Origin of the sequence: Streptomyces sp. ADI95-16, from assembly GCF_003721495.1 — a bacterium.
Taxonomy (GTDB): domain Bacteria; phylum Actinomycetota; class Actinomycetes; order Streptomycetales; family Streptomycetaceae; genus Streptomyces; species Streptomyces goshikiensis.
Window position 1 is genome coordinate 3874633 of record NZ_CP033581.1, and the last position, 24407, is coordinate 3899039.

The following is a 24407-nucleotide window of genomic DNA, read 5'->3' on the forward strand; positions in this document are numbered from 1 at the left end:
GATGCCCCGCGAACGCCCGAGGGCGGCACCCCCGTGGGGTGCCGCCCTCGTTCGAGAACAGCCGATCAACCAGAGGTCGATCAGAAGTCCATGTCACCGCCCGGCATGCCGCCGCCGGCAGCGGCGCCGGCCTTCTCGGGCTTGTCGGCGATGACGGCCTCGGTCGTCAGGAACAGCGCGGCGATGGACGCGGCGTTCTGCAGAGCGGAGCGCGTGACCTTCGCCGGGTCGATGATGCCCTCGGCGATCATGTCGACGTACTCGCCGGTCGCGGCGTTCAGGCCCCAGCCGACGGTCAGGTTGCGGACCTTCTCCACGACGACGCCACCCTCAAGACCACCGTTGACGGCGATCTGCTTGAGCGGGGCCTCCAGCGCGAGCTTGACGGCATTGGCGCCGGTCGCCTCGTCACCGGTGAGCTCAAGCTTCTCGAAGACCGCGGAGGCCTGGAGCAGGGCCACGCCACCACCGGCGACGATGCCCTCCTCGACGGCCGCCTTCGCGTTGCGAACGGCGTCCTCGATGCGGTGCTTGCGCTCCTTGAGCTCGACCTCGGTCGCGGCACCGGCCTTGATGACGGCCACGCCGCCGGCCAGCTTCGCGAGGCGCTCCTGGAGCTTCTCGCGGTCGTAGTCCGAGTCGGAGTTCTCGATCTCGGCGCGGATCTGGTTGACGCGACCCTGGACCTGGTCGCTGTCACCGGAACCGTCGACGATCGTGGTCTCGTCCTTGGTGATGACGACCTTGCGGGCGCGGCCGAGCAGGTCGAGACCGGCGTTCTCCAGCTTGAGGCCGACCTCCTCGGAGATGACCGTGCCGCCCGTGAGGATGGCGATGTCACCGAGCATGGCCTTGCGGCGGTCGCCGAAGCCCGGGGCCTTGACGGCGACCGAGCGGAAGGTGCCGCGGATCTTGTTGACGACCAGGGTCGACAGGGCCTCGCCCTCGACGTCCTCGGCGATGATCAGCAGCGGCTTGCCGGACTGCATGACCTTCTCCAGCAGCGGAAGGAGGTCCTTCACGTTGCTGACCTTGGAGTTGACGATCAGGATGTACGGGTCGTCGAGCGACGCCTCCATACGCTCCATGTCGGTGGCGAAGTACGCCGAGATGTAGCCCTTGTCGAAGCGCATGCCCTCGGTGAGCTCAAGCTCCAGACCGAAGGTCTGGGACTCCTCGACGGTGATGACGCCTTCCTTGCCGACCTTGTCCATGGCCTCGGCGATGAGCTCGCCGATCTGGGTGTCAGCGGCGGAGATGGAGGCCGTCGAAGCGATCTGCTCCTTGGTCTCGACATCCTTCGCCTGCTCCAGCAGGGCGCCGGAGACGGCCTCGACGGCCTTCTCGATGCCGCGCTTGAGGGCCATCGGGTTGGCGCCGGCCGCCACGTTGCGCAGGCCCTCGCGGACGAGCGCCTGGGCGAGAACGGTGGCGGTGGTCGTACCGTCGCCGGCGACGTCGTCCGTCTTCTTGGCGACTTCCTTGACCAGCTCGGCGCCGATCTTCTCGTACGGGTCCTCGAGCTCGATCTCCTTGGCGATGGAGACACCATCGTTGGTGATCGTGGGGGCGCCCCACTTCTTCTCAAGGACGACGTTGCGACCCTTGGGGCCAAGGGTGACCTTGACGGCGTCGGCGAGCTGGTTCATCCCACGCTCGAGGCCGCGCCGGGCCTCCTCGTCGAACGCAATGATCTTGGCCATCTGAAGTGGTCCTCCAGGACTGGGGTTCCCCCTACGCCGCCAGGCGTGAGGGGAGGCTGGATTGCTCCGGACCGCGCCCGCGCCCGCGACGGACGGCCTGCGTGCCCGGCGGTTCCTTCCCGCCGGACCCTGCGGGCCTCACCGGCCCGGTCCTCGTCTTAGTAGCACTCTCACCAGGAGAGTGCTAACGCCAATGATTAGCACTCGACCCCTCCGAGTGCAAGCGGCTTGAGGCAATGCCCGGCCACCGGGACGGCTCCGGGCCCGGCACCGGCCCGGCACCGGCACGGCCCCGGCGTCGCGCCGGGCAGACGTACGAGGGGCCCACCTCCCGTCTCCGGGAGGTGGGCCCCTCGTATGTAAGTGCGTCGGTGGTCGATCGCTCTCGGACTAGCCGGCGGCGAGCTTGACCATGTCCGCCTGCGGACCCTTCTGGCCCTGCGAGATCTCGAACTCGACCCGCTGACCCTCTTCAAGGGTGCGGTATCCGTCCATCTGGATGGCGCTGTAGTGGACGAACACATCCGCACCACCGTCGACCGCGATGAAGCCGTAGCCCTTCTCCGCGTTGAACCACTTGACGGTGCCCTGAGCCATGCCTAACTCCCCTATTACTGGCCCTTGCGCAGGACCGCACTTCGCGGACCCGGGTCAGAACTTGCGCCGGAACGCCTCGACCGGGGCTGAATGTATCCGCACCGCTGCTGTCTGCAACAGGTCAATCCGACGAGAATTCCGGCCAGGGATAAAGATTGAAATAGAGTGAAAATCTGGCATCTTCCCGGGCAAGTCGGGCCGGGCAAATCTCGCCAATGCCCCATACCGCGCCCGCATATTGACTGAATGTCAACCCTCACGCGGCCCGTACATATGCGGCGGGCAAGAACAGCGGAGGGGACTTCCCCAACTCTACCGCGCCCAACCAAGCAGAATTGCCCCCTCCGCTTATTAGCGGAGGGGGCAATTTCGTTTACGCGTGCCACCTGGAGAAGCGGCGGGGAAGCCGTGAAGGGTCAGCAGCCGCCCGCGACGGCGGGGATGATCGAGACGCCCGCGCCGTCCGGCGTGACCGCCTCCAGGCCGCCCTCGAAGCGCACGTCGTCGTCGTTGACGTAGACGTTCACGAAGCGGCGCAGCTTGCCCTGGTCGTCCAGGACGCGGGCGGCGATGCCCGGGTGGTTCCGCTCCAGCGACGCGATGACCTCGGCCAGGGTGGCGCCCTCGGCCGCGACCTCGGCCAGGCCGCCGGTGTAGGTGCGCAGGATGGTGGGGATGCGGACGTTGACGCTCATGGCGCTACTGCCTTTCCGGGTGCGGGAGGACGGAGATCAGGCCAGGCCGGCGGCGCGGAACGCGTCCAGGCTCGGGCGGATGGTGGCGCTCTGCCCGCTGTCCGCGGCCACCGCCTCCAGGGTCTTGAGGCCGTCACCGGTGTTCAGGACCACGGTGGTCAGCGCCGGGTCGAGCTGCCCGTTCTCGATGAGCTTCTTCGTCACGCCGACGGTCACGCCGCCCGCGGTCTCGGCGAAGATGCCCTCGGTCTGAGCGAGCAGCTTGATGGCCTCGACGACCTGCTCGTCGCTGACGTCCTCGACGTAGCCGCCCGTGCGGCGGGCGATGTCCAGGACGTACGGGCCGTCCGCCGGGTTGCCGATGGCCAGCGACTTGGCGATGGTGTCCGGCTTCTGCGGGCGGACCACGTCGAGGCCGTCCTTGAAGGCGGTGGAGACCGGGGAGCAGCCCTCGGCCTGGGCGCCGAAGATCTTGTACGGCCTGTCCTCGACGAGTCCCAGCCTGATCAGCTCCTGGAGACCCTTGTCGATCTTCGTGAGCTGCGAGCCGGACGCGATCGGGATGACGATCTGGTCGGGCAGCCGCCAGCCGAGCTGCTCGCAGATCTCGTAAGCGAGGGTCTTGGAGCCCTCGCCGTAGTACGGGCGCAGGTTGACGTTGACGAAGCCCCAGCCCTCGCCCAGCGGGTCGCCGATGAGCTCGGAGCAGAAGCGGTTGACGTCGTCGTAGTTGCCCTCGATGCCGACGAGGTCGCCGCCGTAGACACCGGCCATGACGACCTTGCCCTGCTCCAGGTCGTGCGGGATGAACACGCAGGAGCGGAAGCCGGCGCGGGCGGCCGCGGCGCCGACGGCGCCGGCCAGGTTGCCGGTGGAGGAGCAGGACAGGGTGGTGAAGCCGAAGGCGCGGGCGGCCTCGACGGCGATGGCGACGACGCGGTCCTTGAAGGAGTGCGTCGGGTTGCCGGAGTCGTCCTTGACGTAGAGCTCGCCGGTGACGCCCAGCTCCTTGGCCAGGTTCCGGGCGTCCACGAGCTTGGTGAAGCCCGGGTTCAGGCTGGGCTTGGAGGCGACGTCCGCCGGGACGGGCAGCAGCGGCGCGTAGCGCCAGATGTTGGCGGGGCCGGCCTCGATCGCGGCCCGCAGGGCCTCGGGGTCGCCGGTCGGGAGGTCGTAGGCCACTTCGAGCGGCCCGAAGCACTCCACGCAGGCGAAGATGGGACCGAGTTCGAAGCGGGTACCGCACTCGCGACAGGAAAGGCCGGTGGCGGGTCCGAGATCGACAGAGGTGGCAACAGTCTGTGCAGCCATGATGGCGAGGCCCTTTCTCCTCATCTTCCCCATGGCGCACTTCGCCATGAGACGGAATTGGCACCTTCCCTAGCCGGGGACCTCGCTGGTGTCGCCGTGTGAGCGATCGCGAGAACCGACTGGAGGGTTGCCGGGGCTTCAACGGGCCGTGTCCCTCTGCCCCTCTGGATGAGCGGTATGGCACCGGTGCGCGCGCTCCATGGCGCGTCCGGGCATTTGTGCGCGGGGACCCCGGCATGCGGTGGTCCTTCGCGTTGTTCAAGACTGTAACCGAAGGTGCGGATGGTTGAGACAGCCGTCCGAACCGCGAGATGGATCACTTTTCGGACGAAACCCACGGATGAACCAGGGAGTGCAGAACGTGCTGGAAGAGGTGGAGCGCTGGCTGGCCGACCGCTCCTGGTCCGCAGCCGACCGACCGCTCGACCAGCTGCTGGAGCGGAAACGGGCGGCCGGGACCACGGTCAGCGTGGTGCTGCCCGCGCTCGACGAGGAGGCCACGGTCGGGGAGATCGTGTCGGTGATCCGGCGCGATCTGATCGACGGGCTGCCGGTTCCGCTGGTGGACGAGCTGGTGGTGGTCGACTCCGGATCCACGGACCGGACGGCGGAGGTGGCGGCCAAGGCGGGCGCCCGCGTGGTGCACCGCGACGAGATCCTGCCGCGGCTGCCGGCGCTGCCCGGCAAGGGCGAGGTCCTGTGGCGCTCGCTGCTGGCGACCAGTGGGGAGATCGTCTGCTTCGTCGACGCCGACCTGCGGGACTTCTCGTCCGCCTTCGTCTCCGGGATCGTCGGCCCGCTGCTGACCGACCCGGGCGTGGAGTTCGTCAAGGCGATGTACGACCGCCCGCTCGGGAACGCCCCGGGCCAGGGCGGGCGGGTCACGGAGCTGGTGGCGCGGCCCCTGCTGAACCTGCACTGGCCGCAGCTGGCCGGGTTCGTGCAGCCGCTGGGCGGTGAGTACGCCGTCCGGCGGTCCCTCCTGGAGCGGCTGCCGTTCCCCGTCGGGTACGGGGTGGAGCTGGGCCTGCTGGTGGACGCGCTGCACACGGTCGGGCTGGAGGCGCTGGCCCAGGTGGACGTGGGCGTACGGCTGCACCGCCACCAGGACGGCCAGGCGCTGGGCCGGATGGCCGCCGCGATCTACCGGACGGCGCTGGTACGGCTGTCGCGCGGGCACCACGTACGCCCGGAGCTGACGCAGTTCGAGCGGGGTCCGCAGGGCTTCGTACCGCGGACGTACCCGGTGGACACGGAGGAGCGGCCGCCGATGGCGGGCATCGAGGAGTACGCGGTCCGCCGCGTGGCGTGAGCGGGAGCTCACGTTTGAGCGGGGGCGGCCGGGGCTAGGTTGGCGGCATGGCCTTTTCGGTACTCGTCGCCGCGAACCGCGGCCCCCTCTCGTACGCCCTCGCCGCCGACGGCGCCCTCACGGCCCGGCGCGGCGGGGGCGGTCTCGTCTCCGGTCTCTCCGCGGCGCTGGCGAAACAGCCGGACGCGGTGTGGATCTGCGCGGCGCTCTCGGAGGCCGACCGGGAGGCGGTCCGCCGGGGCGTGTCCGAACCCGGCGTCCGGATGCTGGACATCGACGAGACGGTGTACGACGACGCGTACAACGGCATCGCGAACTCGGTGCTGTGGTTCACGCACCACCACCTGTACGACATCCCGACGGCGCCCGTCTTCGACGCGGAGTTCCGGCGCCGCTGGGACTCCTACGTGGCCTACAACCACGCGTTCGCGCGGGCCCTGGCCGAGGAGGCCGCCGAGGGCGCGGCGGTGCTGGTGCAGGACTACCACCTGGCCCTGGTCCCGGGCGCGCTGCGGGAGCTGCGCCCGGACCTGCGGATCAGCCATTTCACGCACACCCCGTGGGCCTCGCCGGACTTCCTGGACATGCTGCCGGGCGACGTCCGGGGGCAGCTGATGCGGGGGATGCTCGGGGCGGACGTGGCGGGGTTCCACACCCGGGCGTGGGCGGACGGCTTCCTGGCGTGCGCGGAGCCGCAGGGCCCCGGGAGCACGGAGGTGGCCGTGTACCCGCTCGGCGTGGACGGGGACGAGCTGCGGGAGCTGGCGCACCGGCCGGAGGTCGAGGACAAGCTGGCGGCGCTGCGGGCGGAGGTCGGGGACCGCAAGGCGATCGTCCGGGTGGACCGGACGGAGCTGTCGAAGAACATCGTGCGCGGGCTGCTGGCGTACCGGGAGCTGCTGACCGTCCACCCCGAGTGGCGGGGCCGGGTGGTGCACCTGGCGTCGGCGTATCCGTCACGGCAGGACCTGGCGGTGTACCGCGCCTACACGGAGGCGGTCGCGGAGCTGGCGGAGCGGATCAACGCGGAGTTCGGGACGGAGGACTGGCAGCCGGTGCTGGTGTCGGTGAAGGACGACTTCGCGCGCTCCCTGGCGGCGTACCGGATGGCGGACGTGGCGCTGGTGAACCCGGTGCGGGACGGCATGAACCTGGTGGCGAAGGAGATCCCGGTCGTCTCGGACGGGGGCTGCGCGCTGGTGCTGTCCACCGGGGCGGGGGCGTACGGGGAGCTGCGCGAGGACGCGCTGACGGTGAACCCGTTCGACGTGACGGAGACGGCGCGGGCCCTGCACACGGCCCTGTCGATGCCGGCGGCCGAGCGGGCGGAGCGCACCGGGCGCCTGGCCGCGGCCGCGACGGCCCTCCCCCCGTCGGCCTGGTTCGAGGCCCAGCTCACCGCGCTGCGCGGCGGGTGATCCGGGCCGGGCTCAGCCCTTGAGGGTGGCGGCCAGGTCGGCCAGGTAGGACGCGACCGCGGCCGGGCCGGGGAGCACCAGGTCGGCCCGGGCGGCGAGTTCGGGGACCTCCGCCGAGCCGCTGCAGACCAGCAGCCCCGGCAGGCCGTCCGTACGGAGCTTCTCGACGGCGGCGTAGGCGGCCAGGTCCCCGAGGTCGTCGCCGGCGTACAGCACCGCCTCGGCGCCCGTCTCGGCGAGGTATTCGGTGAGGGCGACGCCCTTGTCCATGCCGGGCGGCCGCAGCTCCAGCACCGCGCGGCCCGGCTCCACCATCAGCCCGTGCCGCGCCGCCAGCTCCGCCAGCGGCTCCCGCAGCGCGGCGAACGCGGCGTCCGGGTCGGCGGCGCGCCGGGTGTGGACGGCCAGCGCCCGCCCCTTCTCCTCGATCCAGGTGCCGCGCCAGGCGCCGATCCCGTCGAGGAACCCCGGCAGCTCGGCGCGTACGGCGGCGACCCCGGGGTGCTCGGCCGGCGCGTGCACGATCCCGCTGACCGCGTCCCACCGCTCGGCCCCGTAGTGGCCGAGGACCACCAGGTGCTCCAGCCCCGGCACGCCCGCGAACCCTCCGTAGCGCACCGCGACCCCGGCGGGCCGGCCGGTGATCACCGCGACCGACGCCACCTCGGGCGCGAGCGCGGACAGGGCCGGCACCGCCGCGGCGTGGGCCCGCGCCTGGTCCGGGTCGGGCACGATGTCGGCGAGGGTGCCGTCGAAGTCGAGGGCGACGACGGACCGGCGGGGCACTCTGAGCAGGGCTTCGAGCCCCTCGCGCCCGGCGGCGGTGACGGGCATCGGCAGGCTGTGCGGATGGCTCCCCATACGGACGACCCTAACGGCCCAGCGGGGCGACGGCTACGGCGCGCGGCGAACCCGGGGCCCCCGCGGCCGCCCGCTACCGCCTCGCGCGCTGCGCCTCGCGGATCCGGCGCAGGCGGTTGACCGTGCCCGGCGCGTGGGCCAGCGCCCGGGGGTCGTCCATCAGCGCGTTGAGCAGCTGGTAGTACCGGACCGGGGCCATGCCCAGCCCTTCCCGTATGGCCCGTTCCTTCGCGCCGGGGCCCGGCCAGGTGCGTCCCTCGTACGCGAGCACCGCGGCCTCCGTGGCCGTCAGCTGCCCCTCGTCCGTCATACGGCCAGGTTAACGCCGCCCACCGACAGGCGGCGCGGGTGCCTCAGCGGCCCCCGTCCTGCGCCCGCGCCGACGCCGCGATGTCCTCCAGGACCTTCTCCGGCTGTCCGCCCGGCTGCACGGCCTTGCCGATCTTCGTCTTCACGTCCTCGCTGACACCGGCCCAGGACTTCTTGCCGGCCGGGTACAGCCGCGAGTTCGGCAGGGCCGTCAGGAAGGTCTTCAGCTGGGCCGAGGAGCCGCCCGCGCTGCCTTCCACGGCCCGGTAGCCGCTCGTGGTGACCGGCAGCAGGTCGTACTTGTTCGTGAAGGTGGTCACGTTCTTCGACTCGTAGAGGTAGTCGAGGAACTTCCCGGACTCCTTGCGGTGCCCGTTCTTGAACGCCATGACCCAGTCGGCGACGCCCATCGTCGGGTGCTCGGTGCCGTCGGCGGTCGGCATGGCGACCATGCCGAACTTCACGCCCTTCGCCGCGGCCTGCTTCAGCAGCGTGGGGTGCCCGTTGAGCATGCCCACCTCGCCGCGCGTGAACGCGTCGAAGGCGTCCTGCCGGTTGAGCTTGCCCGGCTCCGTCGGCCCGGTCAGACCCTGGCCGACCAGCTTGTCGCGCAGGTACTCGAAGGTTTTCACGTTCTCGGCGGAGTCGATGGCGTACGACTCCTCGTTGTCGGTGTAGCCGCCACCGCCGGACAGCAGCCACATCATCGTCTCGGCCTGCGCCTCCTCGCGGCCCAGCGGCAGCGCGAAGGGGGTCTGGACGTTCGCGGCCTTGAGCTTCTTGGCCGCGGCCTCCAGCTCGGCCCAGCTCTTGGGCTGCCAGCCGCCCTTGGCGTCCTTGCCGAGCACGCCCGCGTCCGTCAGCAGCTTCTCGTTGTAGAAGAGCAGCCGGGTGCTGGCCACGAACGGCATGCCGTACTGGTCCCCCTTGACCTTGCCCGCGTCGGCGAGCGGCGCGAGGAAGTCGGCCTCGGTCTGTACGGAGAGCAGTTCCTCGGCCGTGTACAGCTTGTCGGCCTCCGCGTAGTCGGCGTAGGCGCCGATCTGCGCGATGTCGGGGGCCTTGCCGGCCTTGACCATGGCGGCGACCTTGGCGTCGACCTCCGACCAGGAGTAGACGCTCACCTCGACCTTGACGCCGGGGTGGTCCTGCTCGAAGCCGGCGGCGAGGTCCTTCCAGTAGCCCTTCGAGGTGTTCTGCGGATTGTCCCCGTAGTCGGCCGCCACGACCCGCAGGGTCACCTCGTTGTCCCCGGAGAGGCCCGGCAGGCTTCCGCAGCCCGTCAGCATCACGGCGGTCAGGCTCAGCGCGACGCCGGTCGCGGCCGGCCTCAGGTAACGGCCCTTCACAGTTCTCGTTCCACTCCCTGTTGTACGTACGATCAACGTAAGGTCTACACCACTTTGGCGTCTCGGCCACATCGGGCTCCGATTTTGTATGGCGCCTCAACAATCACCCCCCAATGGACTAGACCTTTCCCCGCCGAGCACGCGAGACTGTCCTCTGTGAAACCCGTGAAACACGTCATCGCGCACGTCATCGCCCTCGATGTGGGCGGCACCGGGATGAAGGCCGCCCTCATCGCCGGGGACGGCACCCTGCTGCACCAGGCGCGCCGCGCCACGGACCGCGAGCGCGGTCCCGAGGCCGTCGTGGAGACGATCCTGGACTTCGCCGCCGAGCTCCTGGAGCTCGGCAGCGAACGCTTCGGCACGGCCGCCTCGGCCGCCGGCGTCGCCGTCCCCGGCATCGTCGACGCCGACCGCGGCATCGCCGTCTACGCGGCGAACCTGGGCTGGCGCGACGTCCCGCTGCGCGAGCGGCTCAGCACCCGCCTCGGCGGCATCCCGGTCTCCCTCGGCCACGACGTCCGCACGGGAGGACTCGCCGAGGGCCGCATCGGCGCCGGCCGCGGCGCCGACCGGTTCCTGTTCGTCCCCCTCGGCACCGGCATCGCCGGCGCCATCGGCATCGCCGGCCGCATCGAGGCCGGGGCGCACGGCTACGCGGGCGAGATCGGGCACATCGTGGTGCGCCCCGGCGGCCCCGCCTGCGGCTGCGGCCAACACGGCTGCCTGGAGACCCTGGCCTCCGCCGCCGCCGTCAGCCGCGCCTGGGCCGCCGCCTCCGGCGACCCCGATGCCGACGCCGCCGACTGCGCCAAGGCCGTCGAGTCCGGCGACGACCGGGCCCGCTCGGTGTGGCACACGGCGATCGGCGCCCTCGCCGACGGCCTGGTCACCGCCATCACCCTGCTGGACCCCCGCACGCTGATCATCGGTGGCGGGCTCGCCGAGGCCGGGGAAACCTTGTTCACACCGCTTCGGGCCGCCGTCGGGGAACGCGTCACGTTCCAGCGGCTGCCCGAGATCGTTCCGGCGGCCCTCGGGGACACCGCCGGATGCCTGGGCGCAGGGCTGCTCGCCTGGGACCTACTCGCCACGGAGGTACCTGCCTGATGTCCGGAAGCGCACACAGCACCGTTCTCTCCGGCGCCAGGGTGGTGCTGCCCACCGGAACCGTGGCGAACGGCCGCGTCATCGTCGAAGGCGAGCGCATCGCCGGCAGCGCCCACGAGGGAGCCCGCACCGTCGACCTGACCGGGCACTGGATCGTCCCCGGCTTCGTGGACATGCACAACCACGGCGGCGGCGGCGCCTCCTTCACCTCCGGCACCGCCGAGGACGTCCTGCGGGGCGTACGGACCCACCGCGAGCACGGCACCACCACCCTCGTCGCCTCCACCGTCACCGACGACCTGGCCGAGCTGGCCCGCCGCGCCGCGCTGCTCGCCGAGCTCACCCAGCAGGGCGAGATCGCCGGCGTCCACTTCGAGGGCCCCTTCATCAACGCCTGCCGCAAGGGCGCCCACAAGGCGGACCTGCTGCGCGACCCCGACCCGGCCGAGGTGCGCAAGCTCGTCGACGCCGCTCACGGCACCGCCAAGATGTTCACCCTGGCCACCGAACTCCCCGGCGGCCTGGACTCCGTACGCCTGCTGGCCGAGCACGGGGTCATCGCGGCGATCGGGCACACGGACTCCACCTACGACCAGACCCGCCAGGCCATCGACGCGGGCGCGACCGTCGCCACCCACCTCTACAACGCCATGCCGGGCCTGGAACACCGCGCGCCCGGTCCGATCGCCGCGCTGCTGGAGGACGAGCGGGTCACCGTCGAGCTCATCAACGACGGTACGCACCTGCACCCGGCGATGCTGGAACTGGCCTTCCACCACGCGGGCGCGCACCGGGTGGCGCTGATCACCGACGCCATGGACGCGGCCGGCTTCGGCGACGGCACCTACCACCTCGGCCCGCTGGAGGTCGAGGTCAAGGACGGGGTCGCCCGCCTCGTCGAGGGCGGCTCGATCGCCGGCTCCACGCTGACCCTGGACACCGCGTTCAAGCGGTCGGTCACCGTCGACAAGCTGCCCGTCGAATCGGTGGTCCAGGCGATCTCCGCGGGCCCCGCCCGGCTGCTCGGCCTGTACGACCAGGTCGGCTCCCTGGAACCCGGCAAGTACGCGGACCTCGTCGTCCTCGACGCCGGATTCGGGCTCAAGGGCGTCATGCGGCGCGGCGAATGGGTCGTCAGCCCGCCGGTCTGAGCGGGCCGGTGAGGACGGCGGCCGGCCCTCGTGACGGGGCGCCAGGACGGCGGCCGGCCCTCGGGACTGGGCGGACCGCCGTCTGTTTGGCATGATCCCGGCACACACCGAGACCGAGGCCTGCCATGATCCTGACCGTGACGCTCAACACCGCGCTCGACGTCACCTACCGCGTACCGCGACTGCGCCCGCACACCTCGCACCGGGTCACCGAGGCGGCCGAACGCCCCGGCGGCAAGGGCCTGAACGTGGCCCGCGTGCTGGCCGCCCTCGGCCACGAGGTGACCGCGACCGGCTTCGCGGGCGGCCCGGTGGGCGCGCTCGTACGGGAGTTGCTCGCCGCCGGATCACCCGGCGTGGTGGACGCCCTGGTCCCCTGCGCGGGCAGCACCCGGCGCACGGTGGCCGTGACCGACGGGACCTCGGGTGACACCACCCAGTTCAACGAGCCCGGCCCGCTGATCAGTTCCGCGGAATGGGCCGCGTTCCTCGACCGCTACGAGGCGCTGGCCGCCGGCGCCCGGGCCGTGGCCCTGTGCGGCAGCCTCCCGCCGGGCGTCCCCGTCGGCGCGTACGCGGCCCTCGTACGGACGGCCCGCGCGGCCGGCGCCCCGGTGCTGCTCGACACCAGCGGCGAGGCGCTGCGCCGCGGGATCGCCGCCCGCCCCGAGATGATCAAGCCGAACGCCGCCGAGCTCGCGGAGCTGACCGGGTCCCGCGACCCGCTGCCCGCCACCCGCGACGCCCGCCGCCGGGGCGCCCAGGCGGTGATCGCCTCCCTCGGCGCGGACGGCCTCCTCGCCGCCACCCCGCAGGGCACCTGGCGGGCGGCCCCGCCCCGCGCCCTGAGCGGCAACCCCACCGGAGCCGGCGACTCCGCCGTCGCGGGCCTGCTCTCGGCCCTGACGGAGGGCCTGGACTGGCCGGGCCGCCTGGCCCGCGCGGTCGCCCTCTCGGCGGCCACGGTGCACGCCCCGGGCGCGGGAGAGTTCGACCCCCGCACCTACGAGGAGATACGGGGGTCGGTGAAGGTGCTGGCCGGTCAGGAGGCGTAGCCCCCGGCCGACTTGGCGGGCATCAGCCCGCTTCGAGCCACAGCTGGTCGAGGTTGACGTCGCACTGGTTGCCGTTCTCGCACGAGATCCGGACCGTGTTCGTGCCCTTCTTGAGCTGCACGCTCGACCAGGTGTTGGTCCAGCCCTTGTCCCACTCGCCGGGCTTGGCGTTCGAGAAGTTCCGCATGTTGATCGGCCGGGTCTGCACCTCGCCGTTGATGGTCAGCGTGGTGCTGGCGTCCTTGCCCGGCACCCCGTAGGTCATCTTCAGCTTGTACGAGCCCGCCTCGGGAACGTCGAGCGTCCACGTCGCGGCCGCGCCGAGCTGGTTCAGGCCGCCCACGTACTGGCCGCCCGCGCTCTTCGCGCCCGGCACCGTGTTCTGCAGGGACGCGCCGCCCGTCAGGCTCATGCCCGAACCGGCGAAATCGGCCTTCGGCAGTGCGCTCTGCGCGGGCTCCGGCGAACCGCTCGCCTTCGGACCGTCGGACTTCTTCGGGGAGGCGGACTGCTGCTGCCCGCCCGCCTGGTCCTTGCCGGCCTTGGCCTTCTCGCCGTCCTTGTTGCCGAAGGCCAGGGCCGCGCCGATGCCGATGGCGACGGCGGCGACCACCGCGACCGCCGCGATCAGCAGGCCGCGACGGCTGGAGCCACCGCCCCCGCCACCGCGCCCGCCGGGGGCCTGTATGGCCTGCGTCACTTGCGGGGCCGGCTGCTGCGGCGGAACGCCGTAGCCGCCCGCCTGGAGGGCTTCGGGGGCCTGGTACTGGGCCTGGTAGGCCGGCGGCTGCTGCGGCACCTGGCCGCGCCCGCCGCCGTACGTCCGCTCACCGACCGTACGCACCTGGTTGTACGAGGTACGGGGGACACCGGGCTGCGCGCCGGGCTGCCCACCGACCGTCTGGCCGGGGTAGCCGTATCCGCCTGACGTGGGCGGGGTGGCACCGGCGGCCTGGCCGTCCGCGTAGAGGTAGCCGAACGGGTCGTCGTCCTCGGGCTTGTTCGCCCCACCGTGCGGGCCGTTGTTCGCGGGCGTCGTCATCGCAGGTCACTCCTTTCGACCCCCGGGAGCCTACCCCGAACAGGTGCACCCACGGGCGATCGATCGCCTCAGCCCGCCCTGCGGTGGGCCTTGGAGCGCGACCTCTTCTCGATGTACATGCGCTGGTCGGCGGAGCGCAGCACCTCGTCCGCGGACATCCCGCAGCTCGCCCAGCCGATGCCGAAACTGGCTCCCACCCGCACCGGACGGCCGTCCACCCGGATCGGCGGGATGATCGCGTTGCGCAGCCGGACCGCGAGGTCGGCGGCGTCCGCCGCACCCAGCCCGTCCGCGAGAACGACGAATTCGTCACCACCCAGCCGGGCGACGGTGTCACCGTCCCTGACGCCCGTCGTCAGCCGCCGGGCCACCTCGATCAGGACCGCGTCACCGGTGTGGTGCCCGAACCGGTCGTTGATCGACTTGAAGCCGTCGAGGTCGCAGAAGAGCACCGCGAGCCCCTTCGTCCCGTCGTCGACGTCCGTCGCGGGCGCCACCGCGTGCACGTGGTGGTCGTACGGGCCCGCCTCGCCCGGACCGCCCCCCGGCGGGCCGAGACCGGCGGGCCCCCCGGGGAAGTCGAAAGGGTCCGGCCCTGCGAACGTGTGGGGGCCGTCCGGCCGGAACCCGTGCTCGCCGGCGCCGCCGGCCGGCTCGGGTACGGGGCCGCGCCCCTCGTAGGCGGCGTCGAGCGCCTCGATCGCCGTCGCCCGCGCGGACTGCGGCCGCCGGCACAGCCGGGCGCCGAGCCGCGAACGCAGCTCGGCGCTGTTGGGCAGGCCGGTCAGCGAGTCGTGGCTGGCCCGGTGCGCGAGCTGCAGCTCGTGCCGCTTGCGCTCCTCGATGTCCTCGACGTGCGTGAGCAGGAAACGCGGCCCGTCGGCGGCGTCCGCGACCACGGAATTGCGCAGCGAGACCCAGACGTACGTGCCGTCGCGCCGCCCGAGGCGCAGCTCGGCGCGGCCGCCCTCGGCGGAGGTCCGCAGCAGCGTGCCGATGTCCTCGGGGTGGACGAGGTCGGAGAACGAGTACCGGCGCAGCACCGACGCGGGGCGGCCCAGCAGCCGGCACAGCGCGTCGTTGGTGCGCAGCAGCCGCCCGTGCTGGTCGCCGCCCATCTCGGCGATGGCCATCCCGCTGGGCGCGTACTCGAACGCCTGCCGGAAGGACTCCTCGCTCGCGCGCAGCGCCTGCTGCTCGCGCTCCAGCCGGACCAGGGCCCGCTGCATGTTCGCGCGCAGGCGTGCGTTGCTGATCGCAATCGCCGCTTGGAAGGCGTACATCTGGAGCGCCTCGCGGCCCCAGGCGCCGGGGCGGCGGCCGTTGCGGGGTCTGTCCACCGAAATGACACCCAGAAGTTCCCCGCCGGTCGCGTACATGGGCGCGTAGAGCCGGTCCTCGGGGTGCCACTCGTCCTCGAACCGCGGGTCGGGGCCGTCGGTGTGCCACTGCGGGACGTCGTCCTCCAGCAGGATCCAGCCCTCGCTGTGCGGGATGAAGCGGAGCCCGTCCCAGTTCTCACCCATCGTCAGACGGCGGTCCCAGGAGGCGCGGGAGCCGACGCGGCCGGTGATGAGGGCCTCGGCGGCGGGGTCGCCGGCGAAGGCGGCGACGACGAGATCACCGTCGGGGCGGACGAGATTGACGCAGGCGAGTTCGTAGCCGAGCCCCACGACGATGCCGTCCACGACGGTCTGCAGAGTGTCCGCCAGGCTCCTGGCCGTGTTGAGTTCGGCCACCACCCGGTGCAGCTGCCGCAGGGTCGCAAGACGGACGTACGGCTCCGACTCGGTCTCCATTGTTCGCTCTCCCCGAGACCTCGACAGCAACTCCAGGATTGTCATCGGCGTTTCGTTGCGGTGTCCCGCCCACTGAATCACAGTGAGCTGTGCGGCAGGTACACAGGGTCAACAAATCTTGCCGTCTGTGACTCAAGTCACATGAGATGAATAAAGGTGCGTACCTGGGCAGTCGCGACTGGGAGCGCTCCCCCTCCTTCTCGGGAGCAAACGCTACGCCCGGGCCTAGGCCGAGGGGCGGGGACACGGCTCGTACCAGGGCCCGATGTGCGGCGCGAGGGGCGAGACTAGCGTTCCGAGGGTGCCGAACACGACCCTTGTACCGAACCCAGTACCGACCCCCCATCCTGAGGGGGTGAGCAACGACGAGTTCCGGGCGGCGATGTCCCGGCTGGCGGCGGGCGTATGCCTGATCACCGCGCACGAGCCCCCGCTGACGGGGGACGGCCCGCGCGGCGAGGACGTCGGCATGACGGCGACCGCGTTCCTGTCGGTCTCCCTGGACCCGCCGCTGGTCCTGGTGAGCCTGCGCGAGGGCTCGCGGATGGACGACCTGCTGGAGGAACAGCCGCTGTGGGCGGTCTCCGTCCTGGCGGACAGCCAGGTCCAGATCGCGGGCCGCTTCTCGATGAAGAACCGGATCAGCGACCGCCTGCTCTTCGAGGACCTCCCGCACGTCCGGGGCGAGGTCTCCGGCGCCCTCCTGCTCACGGGCTCCCTGGCCACCCTGGAATGCCGTACGGAGTCCCGCGTCCGGGCCGGCGACCACACCCTCGTCGTCGCCCGCGTCCTGACCTCCACCCTCCCGAACCCGGACGCGCCCCCGCTGACGTACTTCCGGGGCCGCTACCGGCACCTGGCGTAGCGCGGCGGGAACCCGGAACCGGCTACGGTTCCCGGCCACGGTTCCCGGCCACCGGAACCGGCCGCCAGCCCCGGCCGCCGGTCCCCGCCGCTACCAGTCCCGGCCGGTGCGGCCCCGCTTGGTCTCGCCCCGGGCCTTCTTCTCCCGGAGCCGGCGCTCATTGATCCCGCGCGGGATCTTCGTGGCCCTGCGGGCCTTCGGCGGCGGAGCAGTGGCCTCCGCCAGCAGCGCCGCCAGGCGGACGGCGGCCATCTCCCGGTTGCGGAACTGCGACCGGTGCTCGGACGCCCGGACCGTCAGCACCCCGTCCACCAGGCGGGACGCCAGCCGCTCCAGCGCCCGTTCCTTCCACACCTCCGGCAGCGCCTTCGTCGCGGCGACGTCGAACAGCAGCTCCACCCGCGAGTCCGAGGTGTTCACGTGCTGCCCACCCGGCCCGGAGGAACGCGAGAACCGCCAGGCGAGCTCCCCCTCGGGGAGCACGACGGAACCGCGGATGACATAGGGACCAGGCATACCCCCTATGATCGGCCCCCGCCCGGCCCCCCGTCACGCGCATTTCCGGAGCGCCGGAACCCGGCGACCCCCTCCCCGCGTTATGAAGGACAGCGGTAACTTGGCCACATCTCGCGGTCATGCGACGAGGAAGGGACACCAGTCAAAATGGCAGTAAGCCTGTCCAAGGGCGGCAACGTCTCGCTTTCCAAGGAGGCCCCCGGCCTCAGCGCCGTCACGGTCGGCCTCGGCTGGGACACCCGCACGACCACCGGCGTCGACTTCGACCTGGACGCCTCCGCCATCGCGGTCAACGCGACCGGCAAGGTCGTCTCCGACGGCCACTTCGTGTTCTTCAACAACAAGAGCACGCCGGACGGCACCATCGTCCACACCGGTGACAACCGCACCGGCGAGGGCGCCGGCGACGACGAGGCCATCAAGGTCAACCTCGCCGGCCTGCCCGCCGACGTGGACAAGATCGTCTTCCCGGTGTCGATCTACGACGCCGAGTCCCGCAGCCAGAACTTCGGCCAGGTCCGCAACGCGTACATCCGCGTCGTGAACCAGGCCGGCGGCGGCGAGATCGCCCGCTACGACCTCTCCGAGGACGCCGCGACCGAGACCGCCATGGTCTTCGGCGAGCTCTACCGCAACGGCGCGGAGTGGAAGTTCCGCGCAGTCGGCCAGGGCTACGCCTCGGGCCTGACGGGCATCGCGCAGGACTTCGGCGTCAACGTCTGATCCGCCGGTGGTGAAGCCCCCTCCCCCCACCGGGAGGGGGGCTTCGCTACCGTTCGCGGGTGATCCTGCAGCCGCTCGTCCCCGCGGACGGCGCCCTCCCGGGCCCGGTCCTCACCGAAATCGCCGCGCTCTACGCGACCAACCACGCGTTCTTCGAGCTCAGCGGTGATTTCCCCGACCCCCACCGGATCACCGCCCGGCAGGTCGCCACGGCCCTCGCCGACGAACTCGCCCACGACGGCGCCGAGATCCTCCTGGCCCGCTCCGCCGGCCGCCTGACCGGCCTCGCCGTCACCCTCGCGCACCACCCCGCCGCCGACGATCCGGACCCGTGGATCGGCCTGCTGCTCATCGACGCCACCGCGCACCGCCAGGGCCACGGCGCTGCCGTCGCCGCCCTCGTCGAGGAGCGCTTCCGCGCCGCCGGACGCGACGGCGTACGCATCGCCGTACTCGACAACAACCCGCGCGCCCTCGCGTTCTGGCGGGCCCAGGGGTACACCGTGCTGCGCCACGGCGAGGACCGCGAGCTCAAGCGGCCCTGCACCGTCCTGCGCAAGGCCCTCTGAAACCGGCCGGAACGACCGGCGACCGGCGACCGGCGACCGGCCGGACGACTCCGCCGGCGCTAGCGGGGCCGCGCCTCCCCGTACAGCCAGACGTCCCAGACCTTCTTCAGGTCGTGCCCCGTCTTCTTCTCCGCGTAGGCGGTGAAGTCGGCCGTGCTCGCGTTCCCGTACTTGTGGTCGGCGACCCAGCCGCGCAGCAGGGCGAAGAACTTCTCGTCGCCCACCTCCTGGCGGATCCGCTGCAGGACCATCGCGCCCCGGAGGTAGACCGGGCTCTCGGAGAGCTGCTCCGGCCCGGGCGGCGCGGCCGGCGGGAAAGCCGACCAGTCCGAGCCGGCCTCGCCGTCGACCGCCGTGTCACCGGCGAGGAGCGCGTCGAAGTGCTGCTGCGCCGTCGGCCCGCCGTGGTCCTCGCTCCACAGCCACTCCGCGTACGTCGCGAAGCCCTCGTTGAGCCACATGTCCTTCCACGACTTCGGCGACACCGCGTTGCCGAACCACTGGTGGGCGAGCTCGTGCACCACCAGCGCGTCCTCGGAGGGCGCACCGGAGAAGACGGGCCTGGTCTGCGTCTCCAGCGCGTACGCCAGGGTCTCGGCCGGCACCACGATCGCCCCGGTCGTGGAGAACGGGTACGGGCCGAACCGCCCGCCGCCCCACTCCACGATCTCCGGCACTCGCGCCAGCCGGGGCGCGCTGCGCGCCTCCTCGCCGGGCGACACCGCGTTGTAGACGGCGACCCCGGAGGGCGTCTTCCCCGTCGTCACCTTGAACTTCCCGATCGCGGCGGTCGCCAGGTAGCTCGCCATCGGTTCGGCGCTGTGCCACACGAACTCCGTCTGCCCGTCACCGGTGTCGGTGCGGGAGGTCAACTCGCCGTTGGATACGGCCTCGTAGCCCTTGGGGACGGTCAGCTTGATGTCGTACGTGGCCTTGTCGCTCGGGTGGTGGTTGCCGGGGAACCAGGCCATCGAACCGACCGGCTCACCGACCCCGACGGCCCCGGCCGCGCCCGCCGCCCCGTCGTCCGTGCGGATCCAGCCCTCCTGGGAGCCGTCCGGGTCGGTGACCGCCTTCGGCTTGCCGGTGTAGTCGACCTCCGTACGGAAGACCTCGCCCTTCTTCAGGTCCTCGGCCGGGCGCACCGTCAGCTCGTTGCCGGACCGGTTGAACCGGGCCCCGGCCCCCTCGACGGTGACGCCCTCCACGCGGAGCCCGCTGAGGTCCAGGTTGAAGGAGCTGAGCCCCTGCGTGGCGCGGGCGGTGATGACGGCCGTCCCGTCCAGCTGCCCGTCGGCGGGGTCGTAGTCGAGGTCCAGGTCGTAGTGCTCGACCTGGTAGCCGCCGTTCCCGGCCTTCGGGAAGTACGGGTCCCGAAGCCCCGACGCACCCGGCCGCCCCTGCACGGTGGCGCCCGTACACCCCGTGGTGAGGGCGATCAGGGCGGCGGCGGCAGAGGCGGCGAGGCGGGGCAGAGCGCGGTGTTCCACGCCCTCGATCCTATGCGGGGCGGGCATCGCGGACCGGTGACGGCGGCGCGATCCGGCCTTGCCCGACCACTGGCTACCGGCTACCGGCTACCGGCTACTTGGCGAGGGAGTCGACGCCGGCCTTCGCGAACTTCTCGTCCAGGTCACCGCTCGGGGCGCCGGCCACGCCGATGCCCGCGACCGGGGCGCCGGAAGCCTGCACCGGGGCGCCGCCGGCGAGGAAGAGGGTGCCGGGGATGTCCTTCAGGTTCGGGGCCTGGGCGAGGCGGCCGGCGAGCACCGAGGTCGGGGCGTTCCAGGACACGGCGGTGAAGGCCTTGCGCTCCGCCGACTCGTAGGACTGCGGGCCCGCGCCGTCGCCGCGCAGGGTGACGAGCGTGTTGCCGTTCCGGTCCACCACCGCGACGGTCACCTTCTGGCCCTCCTTCTCGGCGGCGTCCAGCGCTGCCCGGGCGGCGCGGGAGGCGGCGTCGATGGTGAGGTGGGTCGAGGTGGTGAAGTTCTTGTCCTTCGCCGGGGCGGCGGGCGCGGACTCGGCCCGCGCGGTGGGCGCGGTGCTCGCGCTCGCGCTGGCGCTGACGGCGCCGAAGGTCCCGGCGCCGAGCGCGAGGGCGAGGGCGGTACCGGTGAGAACGCGGGTGCGGGTCTGCATGTCTGCTCCTGAGAACGTCGGCGCGGTGCCGGGGGCTCTTGTTGCCGGGGTACTGCTCTTGCTTGCTGCTCTTTTCTGCTGCTCCAAGCCTGTGGCCGGGACCCGCCCGCGCCCGTCCCCGTACCGGCTCGCGACGGCCACCGCACCGGTTGACCCCGGGGTCAGCCGATCGGTCGATGCGGACCGGGTGCCCGTACGGATTGGCTGGTCAGCGCCGTCGCCCCCGTCCAGGCAGGATGGGAGGCGCAAGCACCACCACCCCGGGAGCCCGCCGTGCCAGCAGTGCCCGCCGCGAAGTCCGACACCCGCGCGCTGGCCGCCGTCACGCACACCGCGTTCTTCCTGCTCCTCGGCGCGTCCCTGGCCCGCTTCCTGCTGCGCCACCCCGGCGAGCCCCGCACCCCGTGGATCATCGCCCTCAGCATCACGCTGGCCCTGCTGTACGTCCTCGGCCCCGCCCTCGGCGCCGCGCCGACCCTGCGGCGGCTGCTCTGGCTCGGGCTGGTCGTCGCGACCTGGGTGGTCCTCGTCGTCCTCGCCCCCAGCTTCGCCTGGTGCGCCGTACCGCTCTTCTACACCGCGCTGCGCACCCTGCCCCCGCGGGCCGCGATCGTCCTCGTCGCCCTCCTCACCGTCTTCGTCGTCACCGCCCAGCTCCAGCTCGCCACCGCCTTCGACCCGAACCTGCTGCTGGCCCCGCCGGCGGTCGCGGCCCTCGCGACCGCCGTCCTCGTCCACATGGAGCGCCAGGCGCAGGCCCAGCGGGACCTCATCGACGACCTGATCCGGACCCGTCGCGAACTCGCCGCCACCGAACGGCGCGAAGGCACCCTCGCCGAACGCCAGCGGCTGTCCATGGAGATCCACGACACCCTGGCCCAGCACCTGTCCAGCCAGCAGATGCTGCTCCAGGCCGCCGACCGCACCTGGGACAGCGACCCCGCCACCGCCCGCGCGCACGTCCGCACCGCCAACGACATCGCCGCGCGGGGCCTCGCGGAGGCGCGCCGCCTCGTCCACGACCTGGCGCCGCCGGAGCTGGCGGGCGGCGCCGGCCTCGCCGACGCGCTGCGCACCCTCGACGCCGGCCCGCACACCGAGGTCCGCTTCCACCTCGAAGGCACGCCCGCCCCGCTCCCGGACCGCGTCCAGTCCACGCTGCTGCGGATAGCGCAGGGCGCGCTGGCCAACGTCCGCGAGCACTCCGGCGCCCGCACCGCCGCGCTCACCCTGAGCTTCCTCGGCGACCAGGTCGTCCTGGACGTCGCGGACGACGGCCACGGCTTCACCGAAGACGCCCGCGGCTCCGCCGACGACCGCGGCCACGGCCTCCCCGCGATGCGCGCCCGCGTCAGCCAGCTCGGCGGCACCCTGACGATCGAATCCACCCCGGGCGAGGGCACCGTCCTCTCCGCCTCGATCCCCCTGGAGCCCACCGGATGACGACGATCCTGCTCTGCGACGACCACGTGGTCGTCCGCGCCGGCCTGCTGGCCCTGCTGGGCAGCGAACCGGACATCGAGGTCCTCGGCGAGGCCGGCAGCGGCGAGGAGGCCGTGGCGCTGGCCGCGAAACTCCGACCCGACGTCGTCCTGATGGACCTCCAGCTGGGCGAGGGCATCGACGGCGTCGAAGCCACCCGCCGCATCACGGCCCTCCCCGCCCCGCCGCACGTCCTGGTCCTGACCACCTACGACACCGACGCGGACATCACCCGGGCCATCGGCGCGGGCGCGACCGGATACCTCCTCAAGGCGGAACGCCCCGAGGAGCTCTTCGCTGCGATCCACTCGGCCGCCGCCGGCCGCACCACCCTCTCCCCACCCGTCGCCAGCCGCGTCATGGCCCACATGCGCGGCAGCCGCCCCACCCTCACCGACCGCGAACTCGACATCCTCGGCCAACTGGCCCGCGGCCTCGGCAACCGCGACATCGCCCGCGCCCTCTTCATCAGCGAGGCCACGGTCAAAACCCACCTGGGCCGCATCTACGACAAGCTCGGCGTAGACACCCGCGCGGGCGCGGTCTCCGTAGCCAAAGAACAACGCCTCCTCCCCTAACCCACCACCGCCCCGCCCAGCCCGGCCCGGCCACCGACCGGGGGCCGCCCGGGCGCAGCCCCACCGGCCCACGCATCCCCACCAACGCCCGCCCACCCAGCCCCGCCGGCGTTTGAGGCGCGGGGTCCCGGGGCGGAGCCCCGCCTTGCCCGCCCAGCCCGGCCCGCGCACCCCCACCAACGCCCGCCCATCCAGCCCCGCCGGCGTTTGAGGCGCGGGGTCCCGGGGCGGAGCCCCGGGCCCCGGCAGGGGCCACCCCCGCCAGCCCGGCCGCCACCCGGGGCCGGGGGCCGCACCCCCACCAACGCCCACCCCATCCAGCCCCGCCGGCGTTTGAGCCCCGGGCCCCGGCAGGGGCCACCCCCCGCCGGCCCGGACGCCACCCCGGGGCCAGGGGCGGAGCCCCGAAGGTCCAGCCCGCCGGCGCTGAGGCCCCGGGGAGGGCACCGGCACCGCGCAGCGGACCGGCGTGACACCATCAAGGCGTGCTCGACATCGGCTACTCCCTCTCCCGGCGCTTCCCCGACCCCCCGCAGACCGACTACCGCTCGGCGGACGTCCACACCCTGCGCCACGACCTGTTCTGCGGGGACGTCTACCTCGCCGACACCAACGCGGACCGGGAAGTGTCCACAGCCTGGGGATGGGTCCCCGTACTCGACTTCGCCTGGGCGCTCTGCGACATCGTCGAGCAGCTCGACCAGGACCCCCGCGGCAGCCGCTCCTCCAACCGCCAGTACGCGGAGCTCGACTTCACCGAGTCCACCGACCGCATGCTCTTCGAGCGCCGCTTCGGCTGGGTCGACATCGAGGCCGACTGGATGCCGCCCGAGGAGGACCCGCTGACCTTCAGCCACCGCCTCCTGCGCCGCGAGGCCCGCGACTTCCTGCACGACGTCATCGCCGACCTCGTCGACATGCACGACGGCCTCGCCGACAACCCCGTCATCTGGACCCTCCAGGCCCGCTTCCCCCGCGTCCCGGCGTAACGGGGCACCGGGGCACCGCCAAGACCGCCCGCCCGCCCGCGCAGCGGAATCGCACCCCCTACCCCACCACCCGCACTCCCATCTGCGCCGCCAACGCCGGTGCCAGGTCGAACAGCTGCCCCGGGCTGATCACCGCTCCGGCCAGCGCGTCCACACCCCGCGCGATGTCCAGCTCCACGGCCCCCCGCAGGTCCACGTCCGCCATCCGCACCCCCGTGAAGTCCGCCCCCCGCAGCGCGCAGCCTCTGAACTCCACCCGCTCCAGCACCGCACCCCCGAAGTCCGGCTCCACCAGCACGCACTCCTCGAAGACCACGTCCTTGAGCCGCGCCGTCCGCAGGTTCAGGTAGTCGATCTTCCCTCCGCGCACCACCACCCGCTCCAGCGCCGCCCCGTGCAGCTGCACCCCGCCGAGCCGGGCCTCCACCAGCTCCACGTCCCGGAACGACGCCCCGGACAGGTCCGTCCCCACCCCCCGGACCCCCTCCAGCACCGCGTCCAGGAACCGCGCCTTCGCCAGCCCCGCCTCGTCCAGCGCGCAGCGCCGTACCGCGCAGTCCATGAACCGGGCCCCCGCCCCGTCCTGCCCGGCCAGGTCCAGGTCGGCGAACTCCAGCCCGTCGTAATCCCCGTCCGGCTCCAGCTCGCCGCCCTCCCACGCGACCAGCTCCGGCAGCCGCACCTCCGCCCGCCGCGCCGCCTTAACCGTCTGCGCCTGCCCTTTTCGCACCATCTCCCCATCGTGACCCACCCCACTGACAACACGGCCGGACCTTGACCTCAAGTCCACTTGAGGTCACACCCTGACCCCATGACCGCCCCCGCGAACGC

Annotated in this window: 24 protein-coding genes and 1 riboswitch; of the genes, 11 read left to right on the top strand and 13 right to left on the bottom strand. The window is 72.5% G+C overall.

Features of this window, described 5'->3' with window-relative positions; all coding sequences use genetic code 11:
- Nucleotides 1-80 precede the first annotated feature (80 nt).
- The 4 genes from groL to thrC all read right to left on the bottom strand — a co-directional run bounded on the left by groL (nt 81) and on the right by thrC (nt 4330).
- Complete coding sequence (groL, locus tag EES41_RS16940) at nt 81-1703, bottom strand: chaperonin GroEL (protein WP_008743605.1); 1623 nt, start codon at nt 1701-1703, stop codon at nt 81-83.
- A gap of 390 nt (nt 1704-2093) precedes the next feature.
- The gene (locus EES41_RS16945; RefSeq protein ID WP_008743607.1) at nt 2094-2300 is read right to left on the bottom strand and encodes a cold-shock protein; all 207 of its coding nucleotides are present in this window, start codon (nt 2298-2300) and stop codon (nt 2094-2096) included.
- A gap of 416 nt (nt 2301-2716) precedes the next feature.
- Nucleotides 2717-2995 carry a MoaD/ThiS family protein gene (locus EES41_RS16950; protein ID WP_123079320.1) on the bottom strand — a complete coding sequence of 93 codons (279 nt, stop codon included), beginning with the start codon at nt 2993-2995 and terminating at the stop codon, nt 2717-2719.
- Nucleotides 2996-3031: 36 nt separating this feature from the next.
- Nucleotides 3032-4330 (bottom strand): threonine synthase, encoded by a 1299-nt coding sequence (thrC, locus tag EES41_RS16955; protein WP_123079322.1) that lies wholly within the window; start codon nt 4328-4330, stop codon nt 3032-3034.
- Nucleotides 4324-4481: riboswitch (SAM riboswitch) on the bottom strand. Its footprint overlaps the gene before it by 7 nt.
- Nucleotides 4482-4667: 186 nt before the next feature.
- Here thrC and EES41_RS16960 point away from each other — a divergent pair.
- The gene (locus EES41_RS16960) at nt 4668-5618 is read left to right on the top strand and encodes a glucosyl-3-phosphoglycerate synthase (protein WP_123082524.1); all 951 of its coding nucleotides are present in this window, start codon (nt 4668-4670) and stop codon (nt 5616-5618) included.
- 47 nt (nt 5619-5665) lie between these two features.
- Nucleotides 5666-7036 carry a trehalose-6-phosphate synthase gene (locus EES41_RS16965; RefSeq protein WP_123079324.1) on the top strand — a complete coding sequence of 457 codons (1371 nt, stop codon included), beginning with the start codon at nt 5666-5668 and terminating at the stop codon, nt 7034-7036.
- Between the two features lie 12 nt (nt 7037-7048).
- On the opposite strand, the gene otsB is transcribed toward EES41_RS16965, so the two are convergent.
- The 3 genes from otsB to EES41_RS16980 form a co-directional block, all read right to left on the bottom strand.
- Nucleotides 7049-7897: a trehalose-phosphatase gene (gene otsB / locus EES41_RS16970; RefSeq protein ID WP_037795216.1), complete on the bottom strand. Its 849-nt coding sequence runs from the start codon at nt 7895-7897 to the stop codon at nt 7049-7051.
- A gap of 73 nt (nt 7898-7970) precedes the next feature.
- A complete protein-coding gene (locus EES41_RS16975; protein WP_123079326.1) occupies nt 7971-8207 on the bottom strand; it encodes a DUF3263 domain-containing protein in 237 nt (78 codons plus the stop codon).
- Nucleotides 8208-8250: 43 nt separating this feature from the next.
- The gene (locus EES41_RS16980) at nt 8251-9495 is read right to left on the bottom strand and encodes an extracellular solute-binding protein (RefSeq protein WP_174261818.1); all 1245 of its coding nucleotides are present in this window, start codon (nt 9493-9495) and stop codon (nt 8251-8253) included.
- 237 nt (nt 9496-9732) lie between these two features.
- Here EES41_RS16980 and EES41_RS16985 point away from each other — a divergent pair, with 237 nt between their 5' ends.
- From EES41_RS16985 to EES41_RS16995, 3 genes are all read left to right on the top strand, one after another.
- Nucleotides 9733-10665 carry an ROK family protein gene (locus EES41_RS16985; RefSeq protein ID WP_123082526.1) on the top strand — a complete coding sequence of 311 codons (933 nt, stop codon included), beginning with the start codon at nt 9733-9735 and terminating at the stop codon, nt 10663-10665.
- Nucleotides 10665-11816: an N-acetylglucosamine-6-phosphate deacetylase gene (gene nagA, locus EES41_RS16990; RefSeq protein ID WP_123079328.1), complete on the top strand. Its 1152-nt coding sequence runs from the start codon at nt 10665-10667 to the stop codon at nt 11814-11816. Before EES41_RS16985 ends, nagA begins: the two co-directional genes overlap by 1 nt.
- A 125-nt stretch (nt 11817-11941) precedes the next feature.
- Complete coding sequence (locus EES41_RS16995; protein ID WP_123079329.1) at nt 11942-12871, top strand: 1-phosphofructokinase family hexose kinase; 930 nt, start codon at nt 11942-11944, stop codon at nt 12869-12871.
- Nucleotides 12872-12893: 22 nt separating this feature from the next.
- On the opposite strand, the gene EES41_RS17000 is transcribed toward EES41_RS16995, so the two are convergent.
- Entirely contained in the window at nt 12894-13913 is a 1020-nt protein-coding gene (locus tag EES41_RS17000; protein ID WP_123079331.1) for a carbohydrate-binding protein, read from the bottom strand.
- 68 nt (nt 13914-13981) lie between these two features.
- Complete coding sequence (cdgB, locus tag EES41_RS17005; RefSeq protein WP_123079333.1) at nt 13982-15712, bottom strand: diguanylate cyclase CdgB; 1731 nt, start codon at nt 15710-15712, stop codon at nt 13982-13984.
- A gap of 265 nt (nt 15713-15977) precedes the next feature.
- Between cdgB and EES41_RS17010 the strand changes: the two genes are divergently transcribed.
- The gene (locus tag EES41_RS17010; protein ID WP_123079335.1) at nt 15978-16577 is read left to right on the top strand and encodes a flavin reductase family protein; all 600 of its coding nucleotides are present in this window, start codon (nt 15978-15980) and stop codon (nt 16575-16577) included.
- A 90-nt stretch (nt 16578-16667) separates the two neighbouring features.
- Here EES41_RS17010 and arfB read toward each other — a convergent pair whose 3' ends face one another.
- On the bottom strand, nt 16668-17093 hold the full coding sequence (gene arfB / locus EES41_RS17015) for an alternative ribosome rescue aminoacyl-tRNA hydrolase ArfB (RefSeq protein ID WP_008743623.1): 426 nt from the start codon (nt 17091-17093) through the stop codon (nt 16668-16670).
- A gap of 147 nt (nt 17094-17240) precedes the next feature.
- Between arfB and EES41_RS17020 the strand changes: the two genes are divergently transcribed.
- Nucleotides 17241-17816, top strand: coding sequence for a TerD family protein (locus EES41_RS17020; protein ID WP_008743624.1), 576 nt, complete (start codon nt 17241-17243; stop codon nt 17814-17816).
- A 59-nt stretch (nt 17817-17875) separates the two neighbouring features.
- On the top strand, nt 17876-18385 hold the full coding sequence (locus EES41_RS17025; protein WP_123079337.1) for an N-acetyltransferase: 510 nt from the start codon (nt 17876-17878) through the stop codon (nt 18383-18385).
- Nucleotides 18386-18444: 59 nt separating this feature from the next.
- Here EES41_RS17025 and EES41_RS17030 read toward each other — a convergent pair whose 3' ends face one another.
- The gene (locus tag EES41_RS17030) at nt 18445-19875 is read right to left on the bottom strand and encodes a M1 family metallopeptidase (protein ID WP_254211475.1); all 1431 of its coding nucleotides are present in this window, start codon (nt 19873-19875) and stop codon (nt 18445-18447) included.
- Between the two features lie 94 nt (nt 19876-19969).
- Entirely contained in the window at nt 19970-20527 is a 558-nt protein-coding gene (locus EES41_RS17035) for a heme-binding protein (RefSeq protein ID WP_123079339.1), read from the bottom strand.
- A gap of 273 nt (nt 20528-20800) precedes the next feature.
- Between EES41_RS17035 and EES41_RS17040 the strand changes: the two genes are divergently transcribed.
- From EES41_RS17040 to EES41_RS17050, 3 genes are all read left to right on the top strand, one after another.
- Nucleotides 20801-21970, top strand: a complete 1170-nt coding sequence (locus tag EES41_RS17040; RefSeq protein ID WP_037797819.1) for a sensor histidine kinase — start codon at nt 20801-20803, stop codon at nt 21968-21970.
- Nucleotides 21967-22587 carry a response regulator transcription factor gene (locus tag EES41_RS17045; protein ID WP_037797821.1) on the top strand — a complete coding sequence of 207 codons (621 nt, stop codon included), beginning with the start codon at nt 21967-21969 and terminating at the stop codon, nt 22585-22587. Before EES41_RS17040 ends, EES41_RS17045 begins: the two co-directional genes overlap by 4 nt.
- Before the next feature lie 485 nt (nt 22588-23072).
- Nucleotides 23073-23576, top strand: a complete 504-nt coding sequence (locus EES41_RS17050; protein WP_037797822.1) for a hypothetical protein — start codon at nt 23073-23075, stop codon at nt 23574-23576.
- A gap of 58 nt (nt 23577-23634) precedes the next feature.
- Here the strand turns inward: EES41_RS17050 and EES41_RS17055 are convergent, their stop codons facing one another.
- Nucleotides 23635-24309, bottom strand: coding sequence for a pentapeptide repeat-containing protein (locus EES41_RS17055; RefSeq protein WP_123082528.1), 675 nt, complete (start codon nt 24307-24309; stop codon nt 23635-23637).
- Between the last annotated feature and the right edge of the window lie 98 nt (nt 24310-24407).